Origin of the sequence: Nocardioides furvisabuli, assembly GCF_021083185.1 — a bacterium.
Taxonomy (GTDB): Bacteria; Actinomycetota; Actinomycetes; order Propionibacteriales; family Nocardioidaceae; genus Nocardioides; species Nocardioides furvisabuli.
In genome coordinates, this window is record NZ_JAIGQB010000004.1 from 115,553 (window position 1) to 135,712 (window position 20,160).

Genomic DNA, 20,160 nt, shown 5'->3' on the forward strand with positions numbered 1-20,160 from the left:
AGATTGCCTCGCAGGGGTGTCGCCGCGGGCGTCCCGCTCGCCACCATCGGAGCCATGATCCTCTCGGAAGACCTCAGCCTCGACCGCTCCGCCCACGACGCGGCCTCGTCCTCGATGTCCGCGCGCCTCGCCGAGCTCGACCAGCGCCGCCGTGCCGCAGCCGCCACGGTCGACGCGCTGCTCTCCTCCTGGCGGGGGGACGCCGCGACGCACTTCTCCTCGCGCTGGCAGGAGTGGGACCGTGCCGCCAACGGCGTCGTCGACGCGCTGTCCGCCCTGCTCGGCGCGATCGACCTCGCGCGGCGCGACCTCGAGGCCTCCGACACCGGCAGCGCGGTGCGCGGCGACGAGCTCACGGGGCGGCTCGGATGACGGCGTACGACGTCGACCTCGACGAGCTGCGCGCTGCGGTCCTCGAGCTGGCGGACTGCCAGCGCGGGCTGCTGGCCCTCGCCGGCGAGGTCGACACGGCACAGGAGCAGCTCGTTGCCGGATGGACCGGCCTCGCGACCTGCGCCGAGGCGACGGCGTACGACGGCTGGCGCCGCGGCTGTGCGGACATGGTCACCGCCCTCGCGGCGTTGCGCGCGATCGCCGAGGCCGCGGACGGGCGCTACTCCCACGCCGTCGAGTCGACGGTCGCGCTCTGGCACCAGGTCGGCGCCTGACAGTGGCCTACTCGCAAGGCCTGCTCTGGGTTTCCTCCAGACCTCCTCAATCGGCGCATGGGCCTCCCCAGCTCTGGGCAGGAGAACCGCGTGATCCCCGTAGGAAGCTTCGACCACGACCGTGTCGCGCAGGCCGCGATGACGGCGCGCCGCGCTGCACGGACGAGCGCGGTCGAGGCATCCCGGAGGGAGGCGGAGGCGGTCCTCCAGCGGCTCCTCGAGCAGTGGCGCGCCGACGACGTGGCCGGCACCACGACGGCGTACCTCTGGGACACCACGGCGATGGAGGCGATCGACGCCCTGTCCACGCTGCTGGCGCAGGTCGACCTCGCGCACGGCCCTCCGCTGATCAGCCAGCGCACGCACTCGTGATCCCCGGACTCCGCCCGCGCTGACCACCTCCCGGCGATACTCGTCGGGTGCCCCGCCGCCACCGCTCGACGTCCGTCTCGGCCGTCCTCACCGTGGCGCTGGTGGCGGCGATCGTGCTGCTCCACCCCTCGTCGCAGATGCAGGGCGTGCGACGCCTCGTCGGTCTCGGGCAGGAGCGCGTGCTGCCCGCGCCGCCGATCGAGTCGCTCGGTGGGGCGTACGCCTTCTCCGCGACCCAGCCCGGCTCCGGGGCGCCCGTCGGGTGGGACCCGTGCTCGGAGGTCGAGTACGCCGTCAACCCGGCCGGGATGCCCGAGGGCATGCGACCGATCGTCGAGCGCGCGGTCGACCGGATCTCCGCTGCCACCGGGCTCGTCTTCGAGGACGCCGGCGACACGGACCGACGCCCGTTCACCGGCCCGCTCGTGCGGCTCGGCGGCGGGCGACCGGTGGTGATCGGCTGGGGCGACGACGCGGAGTTCCCCGGCCTGGCCGGTCCGGTCGCGGGTCTCGGTGGGGCGGCCGCGGAGGACGGCGCCCAGGGCCGGCGCTACTACGTGACCGGCGGGATCGTGCTCGACGTGGAGGCCTTCACCGACGCGGCGGTGGCCCAGCAGCCGCGGATGGTGGAGGCCATCGTGGTGCACGAGCTCGCCCACGTGGTCGGCCTCGACCACGTGGCGGAGCCGATGGAGCTGATGTACGCCGACAACACCGGTCAGGTGGAGCTGGGGCCGGGCGACCGCGAGGGCCTGGCGCGCCTCGGGTCGGTGCCCTGCGGCTGACACCTCAGCCGGCGGGACGGCTCAGAGGTGGTGCAGCTTCGCGAAGGGCGGGGTGATCCGGTAGGCCTGCGAGCCGAAGTCGACCGTGACCGCGTGGCTGTCGACCTTGACGACCTTGCCGAGGCCGTACATGTCGTGGCTGACCCGGTCGTCCACGTCGAAGACCTTGATCTCCGCCTCCGCCGCAGGCTTGAACGGGCTGCTCTTCAGGTGCTTCGGCCGTGAGCCGCTCGAGGAGGTCATTTGACCCAAGTATGCACCCGCAGCGGTGATCCTGCTCCTTCTCACCTCAGGTGGGCGCGACCACGCCCGGCCGGACGCAGGCGGCGTACACCCCCAGCACCGGCTCCCCCGCGGCGTTCGTCGGACGCGAGCCGACCAGCGCCCTCAGCAGGCGGAGGTCCTTCTCGCCGGTGTCGGGGTCGTGGTCGACGACCGCGCACCGCGGCACCGGTGGGCCGACCCGCAGATGGGCGGCGCCCACCCCGCGCTCGGCGCCGAGCCAGGTGTCCTCGACGTAGGGCTCGTCGGTCTCCACGACGAGGGTGCAGCGGAACCGGGCAGCCTCGACGGGGCGACCCAGGCGCTCGGCCAGGTCACCCAGGGTCGCGGTGCCGACGAGGGTGACGGGGTCGCCGAACACCACCCCGCCGCGCGGTGCGGCAGCCAGGCGTACGTCCGTGCCGAGGAAGCGCGACACCAGCGACGCGTGCGGCCCCTCGGTCAGCGTGAGCTCGACCGGGCGACCCCAGTAGTCGCACGTCACCGTCTCTCCCGACGCCTCCGGCACCGCGTCGACGGACGACCCGTCGGGCAGCGTGAGGGCGAGGCTGCCGTCGTCGACCGAGGCGACGACGGCCATCAGCGACGGATGCTGGACCGTGCGCAGCACCCGCCGCGCGTGGACGTCGACCAGGCACCACGCGCGGTCGCCCACTGCGCCCCGCTCGTCGAGCTCCAGGCGTCGCGCCGGGAGGTGCCGCATCCCCTTGACCGGCGCGAATCCGGCGCTGCGGGCGACGAGATCGGCGGGCATGGGCCCATCGTGTCAGCCCTCGGTCAGGAGTCCGCGGACGTCCATCGGCTCACTCCGCCGGCGTCGCGGACCTGACCTGCGGCGTCGCCGAGTGCTCGTCCTTGAGGCCGTCGATCTCGGCGAGGATGCGCGAGCGCTCCTCCTCGTCGAGCGACACCTTCGCCTCGCGCAGGCCCTCGTCGAGCTGCTGCGCAATGGTGCTGTCCTCGGCGCTGTACTGGTAGGAGCTCACGTCGTCGACCACCCGCTGGGCCGCTTCGACCGCTGCCTGCTGCGCTTCGTCCGTCATGCCCCCACCGTCGACGACGGGTCGTCCACGCACAACGCCCGTCAGGGTGGGCAGCGTCCATCGCCGAGCGATCAGCTCGCTGGTCGAGCAGCCGGCGAGGAACCAGCCGGCGTATCGAGACCTACCCGGTCAGCAGGGGTACCAGATGACGCCGCCAGGCTCGTAGCAGCGCGGTCCGGTGTAGGACTGCGGGACGCCCGGAGGCCACCAACCGTTGTTCGTGTTGTTCGAGCCCGAGTTCGTGTTGCTGCTGGTCGTGTTGCTCGAGCTGCTCAGCACTGCGTTCCGCTGGCGCTTCTTCGCCGCCCGCACGCTCGCCACGCGGCGCAGGAGCGGCGTTCGGATGCTCTTCGTGTACGCCGTGAACCATGCCGACTGGATCCCGTAGCGGGACGCCGCGGCGAGGGCGAGCAACCCCGCCGCCTGCGCGAGCTTGCGGTTCACCGCGTCGTACTGGGCGCGAGTTCGTACCGGCATCGCCTGAGCTTGGCTCACAGCTGCTCCCGCCCGCTTGGCGCGTGACACCGGCGTGCACGACCGGCGCGGGCTGAACATGCCGACGCCTGCGCGCCTCGCGCGACCTGCAGCCGCTGCGACCCGGCCGTAGTAGGCGCTGTTGGGGGCAATGCTCAGCGGGAATCCGAGCCCGCTCTCGGCCAGCGACACCGAGAGCCACTCACCGGCAGTCGGCCGCACGAGCGCGAGCAGACGGTCGTACGGGTCCCGAAGATCGCGGTCGTAGCGGAGCTCGATGGTCTGACCACTCGGCAGCTCACGGGCGGTGAAGGCTGTCGCTCGGTCGGCCATGCAGGTGCCTACCTCCGGGGTGTCGACGTTGAGGAACCGGATGCGCTCCTCAGCGCCTCCCACCGTCGCGACGATGGTGTCGCCGTCGGCCACACGAATCACGACGCCATCGTCCGCCGGGGCGACGGCGGCCGCCGACGAGATCGCTGTCGGAGCAAGTGACGATGCCGCGAGGAGAGTGAGCAGCGAAAGTGCGCGCGCGGTGGTGCGGAAGGGCCTTGGACGAGAGGGCACAGGTGTTCCATTCTCATGTGTGGGAGGAGAGGGGCAATCCCATCAGTCGGGACCGACACCGTCCTCGGGTCGCCCCAGATGTGACCCAGGCCTCATGCCTCCGGTGCCGCCGTCTCCCTCCAGAACGCCTCCAGCACCCCCGCCGGCTCCGGTCCCCCGAGCTCGACCTGGGTGAGGACCACGCTGACCGTGGCGTGCTGCGGGTCGACGTACGCCGCGGTGCCGGTGCCGCCCACCCAGCCGTAGCGGCCGACGACGTTCCACGGCTGCCGGACCGAGGTGTCGACGCCGCCGCCGAAGCCCCACCCCTGCCCGTCGAGGAAGAAGCCCGCCATCTCGCGCTGCTGCGCGGTGGTGTGGTCGGTCATCATCCGCCGCACCGACATCGGCTGGAGCAGTCCGTCTCCCCCGGCGAGCAGCATCCGCCCGAAGGCGACCAAGTCGTCGGCGGTGGTGACGATCCCGCCGGCCCCGGAGGCGAAGGCGGGCGGCGCGGCGAAAGCGCCGTCCGGCTCGTCGGTGACGGTGAGCCGGCCGTCGCGGTGGCCGAAGAGCGTGGTGAAGCGGTCGCGCTTCACGGCCGGCACGTGGAAGCCGCTGTCGACCATGCCCAGCGGCCCGAGCAGCCGCTCGGCCATCAGGTCCGCGAGGTCCTGACCGCCCGCCCGCGCGAGCAGCACGCCGAGGACGTCGTACGACGCGTTGTAGGTCCACCCCTCGCCCGGCTGGTGGATGAGCGGGATGTCCGCGAGGCGGCGCATCCACTCGTCGGGTGCCGGCACCCCGCCGACGTCCCTCGACGCCTGTCCGAGCCGCTCGACGAGCAGCGGCACGACGGGCGACTCGACGGTCGCGAACCCGTGGCCGGAGGTGCAGGTGAGGAGGTGGCGTGCGGTGATCGGCCGGCTGCACGCGACGGTGTCGCCGAGCGCGCTGGTCGGCGTACGCAGCACGCGCGGCTCGGCGAGCTCGGGCAGCAGCACGCCGACCGCGGCGTCGAGGTCGAGCAACCCGTCCTCGACGAGGAGCATCGCCAGCGCGGCGGTCAGCGGCTTGGTGATCGAGGCGCCGCGGAAGATCGAGTCGCGACGCATCGGCGCACCGTCCGGGCCCTGCTGGCCGAGCACCGCGACCTCCGCCTCGTCGCCGCGCGCGACCAGTGCTACCAGGCCGGGGACCGCGCCGGAGACGACGTACGGGCGGAGTGCGGCGTCCAGGTCGGCCATGGCTCGACGGTAGTCCCGGGAACAGGAAGCGGCGAGGCGTCGATGGAGGCGATGTCGGCGCCGCCACCGATCGCACCGGCCACCACTACGCTCGCCGCATGGCCGCACCGCAGGTCCCGCGCGCGCTGGTCGACCGCGCCGAGTCCCTCCTCGACCGGTCGGATCGCGTGGTGCTCGGCATCACCGGCCCGCCCGGGTCGGGGAAGTCCACGCTCACCTCCGCGCTGCTCTCCGCCCTGGGCACACGGCTCGGCACCGACGCCGTCGCACACCTGCCGATGGACGGGTTCCACCTCGCAGACGTCCAGCTGGACCGGCTCGGCCTGCGTGACCGCAAAGGCGCGCCCGAGACCTTTGACGTCGACGGCTACGTCGCAGCCCTCGCGCGGCTGCACTCCTCGCCGGCGTCCGTGCTCTACGTCCCGGGCTTCGAGCGGGACCTCGAGCAGCCGCTCGCCGGGGCCATCGCGATCCCGCCGTCGGCGCGGCTGGTCGTCACCGAGGGCAACTACCTCCTCCTGCCCGACGGCGGGTGGGAGCACGTACGCCCCCTGCTGGCCGAGGTGTGGTTCGTCGGGGTCGACGACGACGTACGCCGCCCCCGGTTGATCCGTCGGCACGTGGAGTTCGGCAAGTCGCCCGACGCCGCGCGGGCGTGGCTGGACCACGTCGACGAGCCGAACGCGCGCCTCGTCTCCTCGAGGCGCGATGCTGCCGACCTCGTCGTGGGAGCTCCTCCGCCGGGCGAGTAGTCGCGCGTGCCTCGCCGGTCGAAGGACCGCCCGTTGTCCACAGATCCGTCGCGAGGGGTGCCGTCACGCGGGCCGACTCCGTGAGGGTGGAGGCGTGCGGATCAGTGTCGAGTGCGGGGGCTACGCCGAAGCGGCGCGCGTGTGCCGGACCGCCAACCACGTCGCCGCGCTCCTCACCGAGTCGCTGGCCGGCAAGCTGGGTGGGTACGCCGCGATGGCGGGCGACGACGCCACCAGCAGCGACTTCTCCGCCGCCTACGACCCGGCCGCGCGCGAAGCCGTGGGCGCCCTGGCCGACCTCACCCACGCCCTGATCGGGCTCGGGCGGCTCGTCGACCTCAGTGGCCGGCTCCATGCCCGAGCCGAGACAGACGCCGCCGGGACCAGGACGAACGCCTACACCGGCGGCGGCCTCGACGCGGAGGCGTTCCTCCGCGTCTCCCCCGACCCGCCACCCTCCAGCCTGGGCGGGTCGGTCGCCACGGGACTCGGCGAGGTCCACGCGTGGATCCTCGACCAGGTCGAGGGTTTCGTGTGGCCGGGCGCGGATGTCGACCGGCTCCGCGACGCGGCGGACTGCTGGCGGCTTAGGAGTGGTTCGGTCGCCGACCTCACCGGCCATCTCGACGCGATCAGCCGCCTGATGGCCCACCAGCTGTCCCCCGAGATCCCGATCGCCCTGTCCGCGATCGCCGACCTGCGATCGCTCGTCGAGGACACCGCCGACCAACTCCTCGCGCTCGCCGACGCGTGCGACGACTACGCGGCGGCGGTCGAGGACACGCGTGCCCGCACCCGCTCGCTGCTCGCCGAGATCGGCCAGATGGTCGTCGAGGAGGTCGCCCTCACCGCGATCGTCGCCGGCATCACCGGTGGTCTCGGCGGTGGCGTCAAGGCAGCTGCCGCCCTCGCCCGCATCCGCGCCCAGGCGCCGCGTTTCCACGCCCTCCTGAGCGCCCTGCGCGCGGTCGTCGCGGCCACCGCGTCGCGGCTGCGGACAGCCGAGGACCGGCTGGTGCGGGCGCGCGACGGGTTCGGCAGGTTCGTCCGTGCGCCGGTCCGGGACGAGCGCGGGGAGATGGTGAATCCGCTGGGGTGGGGCGGACGGCTGACAGGCACAGAGCTGCAGCTCCAGCGCAAGTTCAAGCACGCTGGCGACTTCGGTGTCGACGGTCCCTGGAACCGCGACAACGCCGCTCGCTTCCAGACCGCACTGGTTGACTTCCTCCACCGAAAGGACGTCGAGGTACGCATCGGCACCATGCGTGGGCAACCCGGCGAGGTCACGTTTCACTACGATGCAACGACGCGCCAATGCGTCATGACCACGCCCACCGGAGCCTTCATCTCGGCCTGGAAGCTCAGCCCTCGGCAGTTGCACGCACTGATAGAGAAAGGACATCTCGGTGGCCAGTGAGGTTTCGCCGTTTCTCGGCGCCGTGCGTTCCCTCTTGGCGAGCACGAAGAGCGGAGAGGTCAGCCTCGCCGAGTTCGAGCCACGCTTCCTGCGGCTGCACTCCGAGATGCCGCTGAGCACGCCCGAACCCAGCGCCAAGGCGATCGAGGACCTGTTCTGGGTTGTCGAGGCCTTCGTCGTTGACCCCGCTATCAGGACGACGTCGGATCCGGACGAGCGCATGCTCCTCGCAAGGATCGACAACTGCCTGTCCCAGCTCGCGCGATAGCGCCGCGCGCTCGTCAACGTGTCCGGCAGGATGCGTCCGTGCGCATCGGGACCTGGAACCTCGCCGGCCGCTGGTCGGACGCCCACCTCGCCCTCCTGCTCGAGGCTGACTGCGACGTCTGGCTGCTGACCGAGGTCAACGAGCGGACCAGCCTGCCGGCCTACGCACTGCACCTCACGCAGTCACGGATGGCAGCGCGTCGGCGATGGGCCGGGGTCGCCAGCCGTCTGCCGATGGCATCCCTCCCCGACCCTCACCCGGCGAGCGCGGCCGCCCAGGTCGGCGCGACGACGTACGTCAGCTCGATCCTTCCGTGGAAAGGTTGTCGGCCCGTCCCGCCATGGGTCGGACCCAAGCACGCCGACAAGACCGCCCACACGGTCGAGGACCTGCTCCTCCGCCTGCGCGCAGTCGACGCACTCGTCTGGGGTGGCGACTGGAACCACGCTCTCAGCGGCAAGGAGTACGCCGGATCGCTGGGCGGCAGGACGGTCGTCCTCGACGCTGTCGACCAGCTCGGTCTGGCCGTTCCCACCGCCGACCTGCCCCACCCGATCGACGGCCTGCTCAGCATCGACCACGTTGCCGTCCCGCGCGGCACCGCGACCACGGCGTCGCGCATCTCGGCGGAGCACGACGGCAAGCGACTGTCCGACCACGACGCCTACGTGATCGAGGCCTCCACCACCTCGGTGGTCGAATAGCGACGAGTACCCCCGTCGGCCTACGTCCGTCTGGTGAAGCTGACGGTGTTGTCGGCGTGGATCGTCATGGCGTACGTCGCGTCGTGCGCGAGCCGGTGGTGTCGCGGGCACAGGAGCCGGCCGTTGGCGAGGTCGGTCAACCCGCCGCGGGACCAGGGGTCGTCGTGGTGAGCGTGACACCCCGACGCTGAGGTCTCGCACCCGCGAGCGGTGCAGCCGCCGTCGCGCAGGCCGAGCGCGATGCGCTGGGGTTTGGCGAAGAGCCGCGCCGCACGCCCGAGGTCGAGCGGCTGGGACTTCGTGTCGAGCACGGCCGGGATGATCCCGGCCTCGCACGCCAACCGCCGTGCCTGGCCTGCAGACATCCGGGTGCCGTCGTCCAGCAGCGCGGTCGCGCTCTCGGCGAGCAGCTGCTCGATCGTCATCGTCACCACGACGGTGGCGTTCACCCCCGCGGTCTGCGGGGTCGCGTCGGCCGGGTAGCGCTCGACGTACTCGACCTACGCCTCCCCCAGACGGCGGCGCAGCGGCTTCCACCCGCCCGACTCGTCACGCAGCTCGTCCTCGGTGTGGCGGGCCGGGTTCGCCAGCGCCAGCAGGTGCCGCTTCAACATCGCACCGACGTGGGACGGCACCACGAAGGTCCCGCGACACCGACCCTCGCCGTCGTCGGACATCGTCAAGTCCACCGAAGCAGCGGCACGCCGCTCCTCCGCCTCCAGCACGGCAGCCTCGTGGGACTCCCCCACCTCGGGCGCGACCACGTCGAGGATCCGCTTCCCGATCTGCTTCAGCTCGCGCGCGTCGTGCTGCCGCGCGAGCCGCAGCAGCGCCTCCTCCGCGTCCTCACGGACAGCAGGGTCGACATGGGGAGGGAGCGCGTCGACCGCCTCCACCACCACCCGCGCCTGCTCGGTCCGCAGCGCACCGGAGGTCAACGCCGTCGCGACCCACGGATGCTGCTCGAGCGCCCGCCCCAGCGCCAGGTCGCGGCGCGCCTCGCGCCGCGTCGTCCTGGTCTCGACCGCCAGCCACGCCGCCGCATCACGCAACCCGTGCGCCACAGCCACGTCATCGGACGCGCCCAGCACCCGCGCGAGCAGCGCATCCAGCTGCGAACGCACCTCGGTCAGCGCCACCAACGCCGACTGCTTCTCCCCCGCCGACATGAACGCCGGCTCAACCGACGCCACACCCTTGAGCGCCACGCCGAGGTCGTCGGCACACTCGATGATCGGATGCACCAGGCCACCTCCTCGCACGCACTCACAGGTCCCCGCCCGGGATCGGGCGGCACGGGAGAGGCATGACTGGTGGCACCGTTGCCAGGTCGTCACCCGAGAGCCGCAAGGCATCCCGCCAGCACCACGACGGGTTCTATGGATGACTGTCCCGATCCCGGGATCCCTGTCACCTCAGACGAGGGATCCGTTCCGGACCGGCGTGCTCACGCCATCGTACACCTGTTCGAATACGGCCACAAGAGGCAAGCTGGCAATAAAGGGCGAGTTCAAACGGCTGATGCAACGAGCCTCTTGTTGAGGGATTGGCCAGGAGTCTGCCACTCGAGGGTCTTGCGGGGTTGGGTGTTGAGCTGCAGCGCGACAGCGTCGCACTCGGTGTCGGTGAGGTGACGCAGGCGAGCAGCTGCAGCACCGCGACACCGGCCTCCTCGTCCACCATCGCGTGGGAGTCGTCCAGCAACCGCGATCGACGCTGGTGAGACGGAGCCCGCCGCAGGGGCCCGCGGGACGATCTGGACAACGCGGGCGGGACCTTCGTCCCCGCCGCCAAGGTCCCATCGCCCCTGACGACGGACGGCGATCCCGACGACCCTCGAGGTGGAGCGAGCACGCTCCCTCGGCGCAGGTCGCGCCGCGCCCCCACACCTGAGGAGCACGCCATGAAGGCTGCCGTCGTCCCCACCCTCGGCGCATCGCTGGAGATCCGCGACGTCCCCGTCCCCGAGCCCGGCCCCGGCCAGGTGCTCGTACGGATCGAGACCTGCGGGCTGTGCCACACCGACATCCACGCGGCGCGCGGCGAGTGGCCGGTGAAGCCCAAGGACCAGCTCATCCCCGGCCACGAGGGCGTCGGCATCGTCGAGTCCGTCGGCGAGGGCGACCTGCCCGTGGCGGTCGGGCAGCGCGTGGCGCTGCCCTGGCTCGGTCAGGCCTGCGGGCACTGCCGCTACTGCGTCGACGGCTGGGAGACCTACTGCACCAGCCCCTCCTACATGGGCTACACGATGGACGGCGGCTACGCGGAGTACGCCGTCGCGTGGGCCAGCCACGTCGTACCCGTCCCGGACGGCGTCGACCCGATGGACGCCGCGCCGCTGACCTGCGCCGGCGTGACGACGTACAAGGCCATCAAGGTCGCGGACCCGAAGCCCGACGAGACCTGCATGGTCGTCGGCATCGGCGGCCTCGGCCACCTCGGCCTGCAGTACGCCCGCATCTTCGGCACGCGCACCGTCGCCGTCGACGTGCACGACGACAAGCTCCAGCTGGCCAAGGACCTCGGCGCCGACCACGTGGTCGACGCGCGTGGAGACCAGGCGGCCCAGCTCGCCGAGATCGGTGGCGTCGACATCGCGCTGGTGACGGTGCCGTCGCCGGCCGCCATGCGGGCCGCGCACGCCGCGCTCAACCCCAACGGCCGGCTCGTGATCGTCGGCCTGCCGGCCGACAACCGCCTCGAGCTCCCGGTCTTCGAGACCGTGCTCAAGGGGATCTCGATCATCGGGTCGCTCGTCGGGACGCGCAACGACCTCGCCGCCTGCTTCGACCTCCACGCCCGCGGGCTGACCCGCGTCGTCACCGAGAGCCGCAACCTCGACGACGTCAACGCGTGCTTCGAAGAGGTGCTCGCGGGCGAGGTGCCGGCGCGGCTGGTCTTCGACATGCGGTGACCGGGTCGGCCGGGTGGCACCATGCACCGACACACCTGCGGCGCACGGAGCGCGAGGTGACTCCAGTCGACCAGGAGGCGGTCAGCGGTGCCCGACGCGGACGCTCCACCTCCGCTGCGCATCCACCAGCGAGAAGCGCTCGAGGCACTCGCCGGGGCCTGGGACGACGCGAACCGCCCCCGCGCGTGGGTCATCCTGCCGCCGGGGGCCGGCAAGACCCGTGTCGGCCTCGAGGCCATCGCCGGCGAGCTCGGCGCGCACCCCGACACCCGGGCCGTCGTGCTCGCCCCCAACACCGCCATCCAGTCGCAGTGGATCGACGAGGCCCGGGCGTTGGGGCTCGGCGCGGGCGACGACAAGACCCTCGCCGGTCCGCTGACCTGCCTGACCTACCAGTCCCTGGCCGTCTTCGACTCCGAGGCCACGGACGCCGACGCGACCACCGTCGTCGACCGGCTCCACCCCAACGGCGTCGCCCTCTTCGAGCGGATCCGCGCCCAGCCCCGCCTGGTGCTCGTCCTCGACGAGTGCCACCACCTGCTCGAGGTGTGGGGACGCCTGCTCGCCGAGCTCCTCGACGCCGTCGACCGCGCCCACGTCCTGGCGCTCACCGCCACCCCGCCCGAGAGCCTCGCCGGCGAGCAGCGCGCGCTCGTCGACCAGCTCTTCGGGCGCATCCTCTACCGGGTCTCGGTCCCGGCGGTCGTCAAGGAGGGACACCTCGCGCCCTTCGACGAGCTCGTCTGGCTGACCACCCCGACCGCGGCCGAGGAGGAGTGGCTCGCAGGCGAGGCGCTCCGGTTCACCGAGCTCACCACTCCGAACTTCGGGTCGGTCGGGTTCCACGAGTGGCTCACCGCCCGCTTCGTCGACCCCGTCCCCGCCACCACCACCTGGGCGGCGCTCGCCGAGCGCGAGCCCGACCTGTGCGACGCGGCGCTGCGGATGCACCACGCGGACCTGCTCGACCTGCCCGTCGGCGCCCGCCTGCGCGAGCAGCACCGGCACGACCCCTCCGCCGAGGACTGGGTACGCCTCCTCGGCGACTGGCTGCTGAACCATGTCGCCGAGTCCGAGGACCCTGCCGACGCCGAGGTGCTCGCCGTCGTGCGGGCCGCACTGCCGTCCGTCGGCTACCAGTGGACGCGACGCGGCGTACGTCGTGGGCGCTCCACCGTCGACCGCGTGCTGGCGCGGTCGTACGCCAAGCCCGGCGCGGCCGCGCAGATCATCGCCGCCGAGCACGCCGCGATCGGCGTACGTGCCCGGGTGCTGGTGCTGTGCGACCACGAACGTGCCTCGGCGACGGTCCCCGTCGACCTCGCCGGGGTCCTCGACGCCGAGGCCGGCTCGGCGATCGCCGCCCTCGAAACCTTTCTCTCGGCCCCGGACACGGCCGTCCTGCACCCCATGCTGGTCACCGGATCGGTCGTCGCTGCGTCCGAGGAGACGCTGCGCGACCTCGTCGCGTTCGTGGCCGGACGCGACCCCGACCTGGCCGCCAGACTCTTCGTCGGGACCGGGGACGGACCGGTCGCGACGTGCTCGTCCGGATGGACCTCGCGCACCTGGGTCGCCCACGTCACGGCGTACTTCGAGGCTGGCCGGACCCAGGTCCTCGTCGGCACCCGCGGCCTCCTCGGCGAGGGGTGGAACGCCCGCGGCGTCTCCACGCTCATCGACCTGACGACCGCCACCACCCTGACGGCGGTCGTCCAGACCCGCGGCCGGGCGCTGCGCACCGACCCGACCTGGCCGGACAAGGTCGCCACCAACTGGACCGTCGTGTGCGTCTCGGAGGCCCACCTCAAGGGCGACAACGACTGGTCCCGGCTGGTGCGCAAGCACCAGGGGTTCCACGGCGTGGACGCCGACGGCGACATCGTCGACGGGGTCGCCCACATCGACGCGTCCTTCTCCCCCTTCGCTCCCCCGCCGGTCGCCTCCTTCGACGCCCTGAACGCCCGCATGCTCATCGCCGCCGCGGACCGCGACGCCATCCGCGACGCGTGGGCGGTCGGCGAGCCCTACCAGGACGTCACGCTGGCGTCGCTGCGCGTGCGGCCCTCGACCTCTGCCGTCGCGGTGGTCGACGAGGTGGTGTCTCTGACGCCGGTCCCGCCGTCGTGGCGGTTGGGAGCGGATGGGCTGTCGACCGAGGCCCCGGTCCCGACCACGAGCTGGCGTACGCCGCTGGTGCTGGCCGCGGGGACGGCAGGCGCTGGCGGCGCTGCCGTGCTCGCGTCTCCGTGGGCTGCCCTGGCCGCAGGCACCGTCGGCGCGCTGGCGACCCTCGGCAACGCCGCGCTCACCGGCCGCGACCACGCCGAGACGCTCACGCAGTGGGTAGGCGCGCAGGTAGCCCTGACAACGGGGGTGCCGCCGCTCGAGGCGGTCGCCGCAGCCGTCGCGGACGCCCTCGCCGCGGCTGGCCTCACCGGCGTGGGTGCGTCCGGTCTCGCCGTCGACGTCCACCCCGGCGGTGACTACCGCTTCCGCCTCGTCGGCACCGAGCACGACGCCGAGGTCTTCGCACTCGCGTTCGACGAAGCGATCGGACCGGTCGGCGCACCGCGCTACCTCGTGTCCCGCTTCACCGACGCTGCGCTCCCGGACGGACCGATCCGTACGCGGCGCGGCGCCGGCTCAGCGTTGCGAGCCGCACGTGCGACCGGGGAGGCATGGCACCCGGTCCCGACCGTCCTGGGCCGCAACGCCAAGAGCGCCGGCCACTACCTCGACGCCTGGCGTACGTGGGTCGGCGAGGGCCGGCTGCTCGCCACGGCCAAGCCGGAGGGCGCCGGCATCGCGACCGCGGTGTCGGGCGAGGACCCGTTCGCGGCGACCACGGTGATGCGGCGGCACTGGTCCTGAGCCAGGCGGGTCAGACAGCGCCCTGCGAGCGCCAGTACGCGTTGATCGCACCGTTGACCTTCACGAACCACACGATCATGCCGACGAAGAAGAACCAGCCGAGGAGCAGCGCCCACAGGCCGGTGACACCGCTGACCGGGGAACGCATCCCGCGGCGCTCGTACATCCCCTTCACCTCGGCGGGCGTGAGGAAGTACATGACGATGCTGAGCAGGAAGCCGAGCAGCAGGCCGACGCCACCGCCGAGGCCCGTGCCGGCGTGGCGCTTCATCTCGTCGTGGGTCTTGTAGAACCAGTAGAGCGAGTAGAAGCCGAGGGTGACGATGCACAGCAGGAAGCACGTCCCGGTGCTGCGGACCTGACCGATCGGCCCGCTCGGAGCCATCCCGTAGGCGCTGACCGGGTGCCCGGCGGGCGCCGGCATCATCGCGTAGTCGGTGGTCTGCGTCGTTGGGGCAGGCCAGTTCGGCTGCTGCGTCGGCTGCGTGTGGATGTCGTTGTTCTCGGTCACTGGTTCCCCCGTGTGGTGGTGCTGCTGACTGTGGCGACGCGAACGTATCCGTGCTCTACCGGGCACGTCCGCGTTTTCCTCGACGTCAGGGAAACTTTGACGAAGCCGCGCCGCCGCCTGGCGCCCACTCGCCGGGGACTTCGGGCCGGGACCTATCCACGGACACGTCCAGAGGTGTAGGCAAGGAGGGCGAGGGCATCCCCCTCGCTCCCCCGGACGAGGAGTTGCCGTGGCCGCACTCGAGAGCACCCAGCTGCTGACCGAGCTCGAGCCGGTGGTGGAGGAGAACCTCAACCGGCACATGGCGATGGCCGACGAGTGGATGCCCCACGAGTACGTCCCGTGGAGCCTGGGCCGCGACTTCGCCGACCTCGGCGGCGACCCGTGGGAGATCGCGCAGTCGCAGCTCTCCCCGATCGCGCGCACCGCGCTCGAGGTCAACCTGCTCACCGAGGACAACCTGCCGAGCTACCACCGCGAGATCGACCGCGCCTTCGGCCGCGACAGCGCGTGGGGCACCTGGGTGAACCGGTGGACCGCCGAGGAGGGCCGCCACGCCTTCTGCATCCGCGACTACCTCCTCGTCACCCGCGGCGTCGACCCCGTCGAGCTCGAGCGCGCGCGGATGGAGACGATGGAGACCGGCTACGAGGCGATGGACAAGTCGCTGCTCAACGTGTGCGCCTACGTGTCGTTCCAGGAGCTCGCCACCCGCGTCTCGCACCGCAACACCGGCCGCTACACCGAGGAGCCGATCGCCGACAAGCTGCTCGCCCGCGTCGCCAAGGACGAGAACCTTCACATGATCTTCTACCGCAACATCGTCACCGCGGCCCTCGAGCTCACCCCCAGCCAGACGATGCGCGCGATCACTGAGGAGGTCGTCGGCTTCGAGATGCCCGGCAGCGTCATCCCGGGCTTCTCGCGCAAGGCGGTGCAGATGGCCAAGGCCGGGATCTACGACCTCCGCATCCACCACGACGACATCGTCGCGCCGCTGCTGCGGCAGTGGGGCGTGTGGGAGCTGGAGGGGCTGGACGCCGACGGTGAGGCGGCCCGCGACGAGCTGGCGGCCGCGGTCGCTGCCCTCGACGGCGAGGCGACGCGCTTCGTCGAGCGGCGGGACGAGGCGGCCGCGAAGAAGGCTTCCCGCTCCAACGCTGGTTGAGGTGCGAGCGCAGGTCTTGGCCGGTCGCTGGTTGAGGTGCGAGCGCAGCGAGCCTCGAAACCAGACATGATCTCCCCATGACCGAACGCAACGTCCTCGGCGGCGAGCTGGACCCGTGCGGCACCGACCCGGTCACCGGGTTCCACCGCGACGGAACGTGCACGGTCGGCCCGCAGGACGTCGGGCTGCACGCCATCTGCGCGGTGATGACCGACGAGTTCCTCGCCCACCAGGCCGCCGTCGGCAACGACCTCTCCACCCCGCGGCCCGAGTGGCACTTCCCGGCCTCGTCCCCGGCGACCGGTGGTGCGTGGTCGCTCTCCGCTGGCTGCAGGCGTACGACGCCGGGGTGGCCGCGCCGGTCGTGCTGTCCGCGACGTCGGAGCGGGCGTTGGATGTTGTGCCGTTTGAGGTCCTGCGGGCTCACTCGGTGGACGTGCCTCCGGACCTCAGCGCGCTGGACTGACCGCGGCGCATGCTCACGGGGCCCGCAACAGATTGGGAGCCGCCGCTCCAGGCAGAATGTTGGGGTGAAGCGAACGATCGAAGTGGTCGGAGCCGTCATCCTGCGAGACGGATGCGTGTTCTGCGTACAGCGAAGCTCTGCGCAGTCGCTACCCGGCATGTGGGAGTTTCCCGGCGGCAAGGTCGAGCGAGGCGAGACACCGGCTGCCGCCCTAACGCGGGAGGTTGACGAGGAGCTCGGATGCCCCGTGAGGGTCGGCGGCCGAGTCACCCGCACCGTTCACGAATACGAGTTCGCCACTATCGACCTCACTACGTATTACTGCGAGCTAATCGACAGCGAGCCGACTCTGCGTGAACACGCGGCCTCGTGTTGGCTCCCGCCTGATCAACTCGCCTGCCTGGCCTGGGCGCCAGCCGACATCCCGGCCGTAGAAGAAGTCGTGCGGCACCTCGATTCCCTGACCAAAGGATGAACTCGCGACCTGCCTCTCCGGTCAGAGCTGAAAGCCGACGGTAAACAGATAGTCCTGGCAAGCTTCCGTGGCGTGCATGAATTCGCGTCCCTGCCTGTTGGACTTCACGAAACGCTCGTCACTGATCAGCTTCAGTCGCTGATCGATGCCGACGAGACGCACGACCACGACCACGGACGGGTGGATGAAGCAGATCAAGCGCACGTCCTGACGCGCCACATCGCATCGGCTTTGCACAGACGCCTCGCAGCAATCAAAGACCCGGTGGCGCGCCTGGACGCCGCGAACAATCTGCTGCGAGCTATCGAGGAATCGACTCCGACGGTCGCGGCTCCTGTCGAGCAACTGCTCGCTGTGCGACCGCCTACCGGCCCGGGTCACGTTCAACGGATGACGCTGCGTCCCAAGACACCACTCAACGATGCCGCACTATTGACGAACGCGCACGGCGAGCCCAGCCTTGCCTCCGAACTTCGAGCGGAGATCGATTCCGCTGACACCATCGACCTCCTATGTGCCTTCGTTATGTGGCACGGCCTCCGTCTCATCGAGAAGGAGCTGAAGGCCGCACACGAGTCGAGCATTCCGATCCGCGTCGTCACCACGACCTACATTGGCGGCACGGAACGACGCGCACTCGATCGTCTCGTCAGCGACTTCGGCGCCGAGGTAAAGGTGCAGTACGACGCCAAGCGCACCCGCCTCCACGCGAAAGCCTGGCTGTTCGGACGCGAGACGGGCTTCGACACCGCCTACGTAGGATCCTCCAACCTCACTACCTCAGCGATGCTTGAGGGTGTTGAGTGGAACGTACGACTGAGCACCGCCGCGACACCGAGCCTGCTCGACAAGTTCCGAGCCACCTTTGACGCGTATTGGAACAGCCCGGAGTTTGAGTCCTACGACCCCGATCGCGACCGCGATCGCCTCGACGACGCGCTCCTTGAGGCAAAAGGCGGCAAGCTGACGGACCGCGTCACCATCACGCTCGCGGGCCTTGAGGTACGCCCCTATCCCTATCAGCAGGAGATGCTGGACGCGATCCAAGTCGAGCGCGTACTTCACGACCGGCACAGCAACCTCGTCGTCGCTGCGACGGGCACCGGCAAGACCGTCATCGCCGCCTTGGACTATCGGAACCTCGCGCACGAAGCCGGCAGACAGCCGCGGTTGCTGTTCATCGCGCACCGCAAAGAGATTCTTCTACAGTCGCTGCGCACCTACCGTGAGGTGCTTGGCGACGGTGACTTCGGAGAGCTCTACGTCGGCGGCCAGCGGCCCGAGCGGTGGCAGCACGTGTTTGCCAGCATCCAGTCGCTGACCGCGTACGGCGTTGCCAACATCCCAGCCGACGCATTCGAAATCGTCATCATCGATGAGTTCCATCACGCCGAGGCAAGGACCTACCGACGGATCCTCGACCATCTGAAGCCACGAGAGCTCCTCGGCCTCACGGCAACACCAGAGCGCGGCGACGGCATTGACGTGCGCTCGTTCTTCGACGGTCACACTGCGGCCGAACTGCGACTGTGGGATGCGCTTGGGGCCGACCTGCTCTGCCCCTTCCACTACTTTGCGATCGCCGATGGCACCGATCTGCGTGCGATCACGTGGTCTCGCGGTAAGTACGACGAAACGCAGCTTGATGATGTGTTCACAGGAAACGACGCTCGCGCGCGCATCATCCTGAAGTCAGTTGAGGACAAGATCGCCGACGCCGGCCAGATGCGCGCGCTTGGATTCTGCGTCAGCGTTGCTCATGCCAACTACATGACGCGCGTGTTCAACGATGCCGGCATTCCAGCACGCACCGTCACCGGGACAACGCCTCACGACGATCGCGCGTCTGCGTTGCGCGCGCTTCGGGATGCCGACGTAAACGTGCTGTTTACCGTCGACGTCTTCAATGAAGGCCTCGACATCCCAGACGTCGACACCGTTCTGTTCCTGCGGCCGACGGAGAGTTCGACCGTCTTCATGCAGCAGTTGGGCCGCGGGCTCCGTCGAACAAAGAACAAGGCAGTGCTGACTGTCCTCGACTTCGTCGGGTATCACCGCAAGGAGTTCAGCTTCGGCAGAAAGTTCAGCGCGCTTACGGGAATCCACGGCAAGCAGCTTGAGAAGGCCGTGGCGGAGGATTTCCCTTTCTTGCCGTCCGGATGCCAGGTCCGGCTGGATCAGCAGAGCCAACAGGTGGTCTTGGAGAACCTTCGCTCCCAGATCAGCAACAGGTGGGCGCAGATCGTCGCTCACCTCAAGACCACAAAGGACGAATCACTCGCGGAGTTCCTCGCCGATTCGGGGCTGGCGCTCAGCGACATCCTGCGGCGCGGGAGTCACTCGTGGACCAAGCTCCGTCGAGATGCCGACCTGCCTACGCTCCCGGGCTCCGAGCTTGAGTCGAAGCTGCTGAAGCGCGTGCGCGCGTTCGCTCACGTCGACGACCCCGATCGCGCAGCGGCCTACAAGTCACTCTTGAACGACGAAGCCCGCGACTACTCGCAGCTGTCGCACGCCGAGCAGCGGCTGGCGCGAATGCTCTTCTTCTCGCTCTGGTCGGATGGCGGCGGTCACGCAACGATCGAGGAAGGGCTCCAAGCGTTCCGCAAGGAAGTCGCGGCGCGCGCCGAGATCTCAACTGTCGTCGACTTGAGCTACGAGGCCGCGCGTCACGTTCCGACTGATCTACCGCCGCCTTTGGCGGACGTTCCGCTCAAGGTTCACGCCAGGTATCAGCGCGAAGAGATCCTCGCTGCGATGGACTTTCCCCGGAACCCAAACAGTTTCCGCGAGGGGGTGCTCTACCTCGAACACCTGAACGTTGATGCCTTCTTCATCACCCTCAAGAAGTCGGAGGCCGACTACTCTCCCACGACGATGTACGCGGACTACCCCATCTCGCGCGACCTGTTCCATTGGGAATCGCAGTCAACGACCTCGGTCACGTCGAAGACTGGTCAGCGATATCTCAGCGGCACAAGCACCGTATTGCTCTTCGTTCGGCATGAGCAGAAAGACGACTTCGGAACCTCGCCGTATCTGTTCCTCGGACCGGCGACCTACGTGAGCCACACAGGTGATCGCCCCATCGCCATCACCTGGCGCCTAGGCACTCCAATGCCGATGGACTTCTTCAACCACGCCTCGGCAGTCGCGCAGTAGGACAACGTATAGCGAAGGGCTCCGACCTCACT

At 70.4% G+C, this 20,160-nt stretch carries 20 protein-coding genes and 2 pseudogenes; 14 read left to right on the top strand and 8 right to left on the bottom strand.

The window, feature by feature from the left end:
• Positions 1-54: 54 nt before the first annotated feature.
• The 4 genes from K4G59_RS09710 to K4G59_RS20465 all read left to right on the top strand — a co-directional run bounded on the left by K4G59_RS09710 (position 55) and on the right by K4G59_RS20465 (position 1,825).
• Entirely contained in the window at positions 55-372 is a 318-nt protein-coding gene (locus tag K4G59_RS09710) for a WXG100 family type VII secretion target (protein ID WP_231250773.1), read from the top strand.
• Positions 369-668: a WXG100 family type VII secretion target gene (locus K4G59_RS09715; RefSeq protein WP_231250774.1), complete on the top strand. Its 300-nt coding sequence runs from the start codon at positions 369-371 to the stop codon at positions 666-668. Before K4G59_RS09710 ends, K4G59_RS09715 begins: the two co-directional genes overlap by 4 nt.
• A 90-nt stretch (positions 669-758) precedes the next feature.
• Positions 759-1,040: a hypothetical protein gene (locus tag K4G59_RS09720; protein ID WP_231250775.1), complete on the top strand. Its 282-nt coding sequence runs from the start codon at positions 759-761 to the stop codon at positions 1,038-1,040.
• Positions 1,041-1,087: 47 nt separating this feature from the next.
• On the top strand, positions 1,088-1,825 hold the full coding sequence (locus tag K4G59_RS20465; protein ID WP_231250776.1) for a matrixin family metalloprotease: 738 nt from the start codon (positions 1,088-1,090) through the stop codon (positions 1,823-1,825).
• 21 nt (positions 1,826-1,846) lie between these two features.
• Here K4G59_RS20465 and K4G59_RS09730 read toward each other — a convergent pair whose 3' ends face one another.
• From K4G59_RS09730 to K4G59_RS09750, 5 genes are all read right to left on the bottom strand, one after another.
• Positions 1,847-2,068: a hypothetical protein gene (locus tag K4G59_RS09730; RefSeq protein WP_207082675.1), complete on the bottom strand. Its 222-nt coding sequence runs from the start codon at positions 2,066-2,068 to the stop codon at positions 1,847-1,849.
• A gap of 46 nt (positions 2,069-2,114) precedes the next feature.
• Positions 2,115-2,861 carry an MOSC domain-containing protein gene (locus tag K4G59_RS09735; RefSeq protein WP_231250777.1) on the bottom strand — a complete coding sequence of 249 codons (747 nt, stop codon included), beginning with the start codon at positions 2,859-2,861 and terminating at the stop codon, positions 2,115-2,117.
• A 49-nt stretch (positions 2,862-2,910) separates the two neighbouring features.
• Positions 2,911-3,150, bottom strand: coding sequence for a hypothetical protein (locus K4G59_RS09740; protein ID WP_231250778.1), 240 nt, complete (start codon positions 3,148-3,150; stop codon positions 2,911-2,913).
• Between the two features lie 129 nt (positions 3,151-3,279).
• On the bottom strand, positions 3,280-4,059 hold the full coding sequence (locus K4G59_RS09745) for a thermonuclease family protein (protein ID WP_231250779.1): 780 nt from the start codon (positions 4,057-4,059) through the stop codon (positions 3,280-3,282).
• A gap of 224 nt (positions 4,060-4,283) precedes the next feature.
• On the bottom strand, positions 4,284-5,417 hold the full coding sequence (locus K4G59_RS09750; RefSeq protein WP_231250780.1) for a serine hydrolase domain-containing protein: 1,134 nt from the start codon (positions 5,415-5,417) through the stop codon (positions 4,284-4,286).
• A 98-nt stretch (positions 5,418-5,515) separates the two neighbouring features.
• Between K4G59_RS09750 and K4G59_RS09755 the strand changes: the two genes are divergently transcribed.
• From K4G59_RS09755 to K4G59_RS09770, 4 genes are all read left to right on the top strand, one after another.
• Positions 5,516-6,169: a nucleoside/nucleotide kinase family protein gene (locus K4G59_RS09755; RefSeq protein ID WP_231250781.1), complete on the top strand. Its 654-nt coding sequence runs from the start codon at positions 5,516-5,518 to the stop codon at positions 6,167-6,169.
• 94 nt (positions 6,170-6,263) lie between these two features.
• The gene (locus K4G59_RS20470) at positions 6,264-7,586 is read left to right on the top strand and encodes a colicin D domain-containing protein (protein WP_231250782.1); all 1,323 of its coding nucleotides are present in this window, start codon (positions 6,264-6,266) and stop codon (positions 7,584-7,586) included.
• Positions 7,576-7,854: a hypothetical protein gene (locus tag K4G59_RS09765; RefSeq protein WP_231250783.1), complete on the top strand. Its 279-nt coding sequence runs from the start codon at positions 7,576-7,578 to the stop codon at positions 7,852-7,854. The genes K4G59_RS20470 and K4G59_RS09765 overlap by 11 nt, the downstream gene beginning before the upstream one ends.
• A gap of 38 nt (positions 7,855-7,892) precedes the next feature.
• Positions 7,893-8,558 (top strand): endonuclease/exonuclease/phosphatase family protein, encoded by a 666-nt coding sequence (locus K4G59_RS09770; RefSeq protein WP_231250784.1) that lies wholly within the window; start codon positions 7,893-7,895, stop codon positions 8,556-8,558.
• A 20-nt stretch (positions 8,559-8,578) separates the two neighbouring features.
• Here the strand turns inward: K4G59_RS09770 and K4G59_RS20655 are convergent, their stop codons facing one another.
• Together K4G59_RS20655 and K4G59_RS09775 are read right to left on the bottom strand one after the other, a co-directional pair.
• A complete protein-coding gene (locus K4G59_RS20655) occupies positions 8,579-8,800 on the bottom strand; it encodes an HNH endonuclease signature motif containing protein (RefSeq protein ID WP_372461810.1) in 222 nt (73 codons plus the stop codon).
• Positions 8,792-9,913, bottom strand: a pseudogene (locus tag K4G59_RS09775) (DUF222 domain-containing protein); the annotation flags it as partial. The gene K4G59_RS20655 and the pseudogene K4G59_RS09775, both read right to left, overlap by 9 nt.
• A 548-nt stretch (positions 9,914-10,461) precedes the next feature.
• On the opposite strand from K4G59_RS09775, the gene K4G59_RS09780 reads away from it, so the two are divergent.
• Both K4G59_RS09780 and K4G59_RS09785 read left to right on the top strand, forming a co-directional pair.
• Complete coding sequence (locus K4G59_RS09780) at positions 10,462-11,472, top strand: zinc-dependent alcohol dehydrogenase (RefSeq protein WP_231250785.1); 1,011 nt, start codon at positions 10,462-10,464, stop codon at positions 11,470-11,472.
• Positions 11,473-11,559: 87 nt separating this feature from the next.
• Complete coding sequence (locus K4G59_RS09785; protein ID WP_231250786.1) at positions 11,560-14,346, top strand: DEAD/DEAH box helicase; 2,787 nt, start codon at positions 11,560-11,562, stop codon at positions 14,344-14,346.
• Between the two features lie 10 nt (positions 14,347-14,356).
• Here the strand turns inward: K4G59_RS09785 and K4G59_RS09790 are convergent, their stop codons facing one another.
• Complete coding sequence (locus K4G59_RS09790; protein ID WP_231250787.1) at positions 14,357-14,857, bottom strand: DUF4234 domain-containing protein; 501 nt, start codon at positions 14,855-14,857, stop codon at positions 14,357-14,359.
• A gap of 229 nt (positions 14,858-15,086) precedes the next feature.
• Between K4G59_RS09790 and K4G59_RS09795 the strand changes: the two genes are divergently transcribed.
• The 4 genes and pseudogenes from K4G59_RS09795 to K4G59_RS09810 all read left to right on the top strand — a co-directional run bounded on the left by K4G59_RS09795 (position 15,087) and on the right by K4G59_RS09810 (position 20,128).
• Positions 15,087-16,025 carry an acyl-ACP desaturase gene (locus tag K4G59_RS09795; protein ID WP_231250788.1) on the top strand — a complete coding sequence of 313 codons (939 nt, stop codon included), beginning with the start codon at positions 15,087-15,089 and terminating at the stop codon, positions 16,023-16,025.
• Between the two features lie 77 nt (positions 16,026-16,102).
• A pseudogene (locus K4G59_RS09800) lies at positions 16,103-16,491 on the top strand (DUF2237 family protein).
• 64 nt (positions 16,492-16,555) lie between these two features.
• Complete coding sequence (locus K4G59_RS09805) at positions 16,556-16,966, top strand: (deoxy)nucleoside triphosphate pyrophosphohydrolase (RefSeq protein WP_231250789.1); 411 nt, start codon at positions 16,556-16,558, stop codon at positions 16,964-16,966.
• A 72-nt stretch (positions 16,967-17,038) separates the two neighbouring features.
• The gene (locus K4G59_RS09810) at positions 17,039-20,128 is read left to right on the top strand and encodes a DEAD/DEAH box helicase (RefSeq protein ID WP_231250790.1); all 3,090 of its coding nucleotides are present in this window, start codon (positions 17,039-17,041) and stop codon (positions 20,126-20,128) included.
• Positions 20,129-20,160: the final 32 nt, after the last annotated feature.

What these genes read in the sequence shown, in the direction of transcription:
- K4G59_RS09750 (WP_231250780.1), bottom strand. Translation starts at nt 5,417, where the DNA reads ATGGCCGACCTGGACGCCGCACTCCGCCCGTACGTCGTCTCCGGCGCG.
- K4G59_RS09735 (WP_231250777.1), bottom strand. Translation starts at nt 2,861, where the DNA reads ATGCCCGCCGATCTCGTCGCCCGCAGCGCCGGATTCGCGCCGGTCAAG.
- K4G59_RS09780 (WP_231250785.1), top strand. Translation starts at nt 10,462, where the DNA reads ATGAAGGCTGCCGTCGTCCCCACCCTCGGCGCATCGCTGGAGATCCGC.
- K4G59_RS09710 (WP_231250773.1), top strand. Translation starts at nt 55, where the DNA reads ATGATCCTCTCGGAAGACCTCAGCCTCGACCGCTCCGCCCACGACGCG.
- K4G59_RS09730 (WP_207082675.1), bottom strand. Translation starts at nt 2,068, where the DNA reads ATGACCTCCTCGAGCGGCTCACGGCCGAAGCACCTGAAGAGCAGCCCG.
- K4G59_RS09755 (WP_231250781.1), top strand. Translation starts at nt 5,516, where the DNA reads ATGGCCGCACCGCAGGTCCCGCGCGCGCTGGTCGACCGCGCCGAGTCC.
- K4G59_RS09740 (WP_231250778.1), bottom strand. Translation starts at nt 3,150, where the DNA reads ATGACGGACGAAGCGCAGCAGGCAGCGGTCGAAGCGGCCCAGCGGGTG.
- K4G59_RS09715 (WP_231250774.1), top strand. Translation starts at nt 369, where the DNA reads ATGACGGCGTACGACGTCGACCTCGACGAGCTGCGCGCTGCGGTCCTC.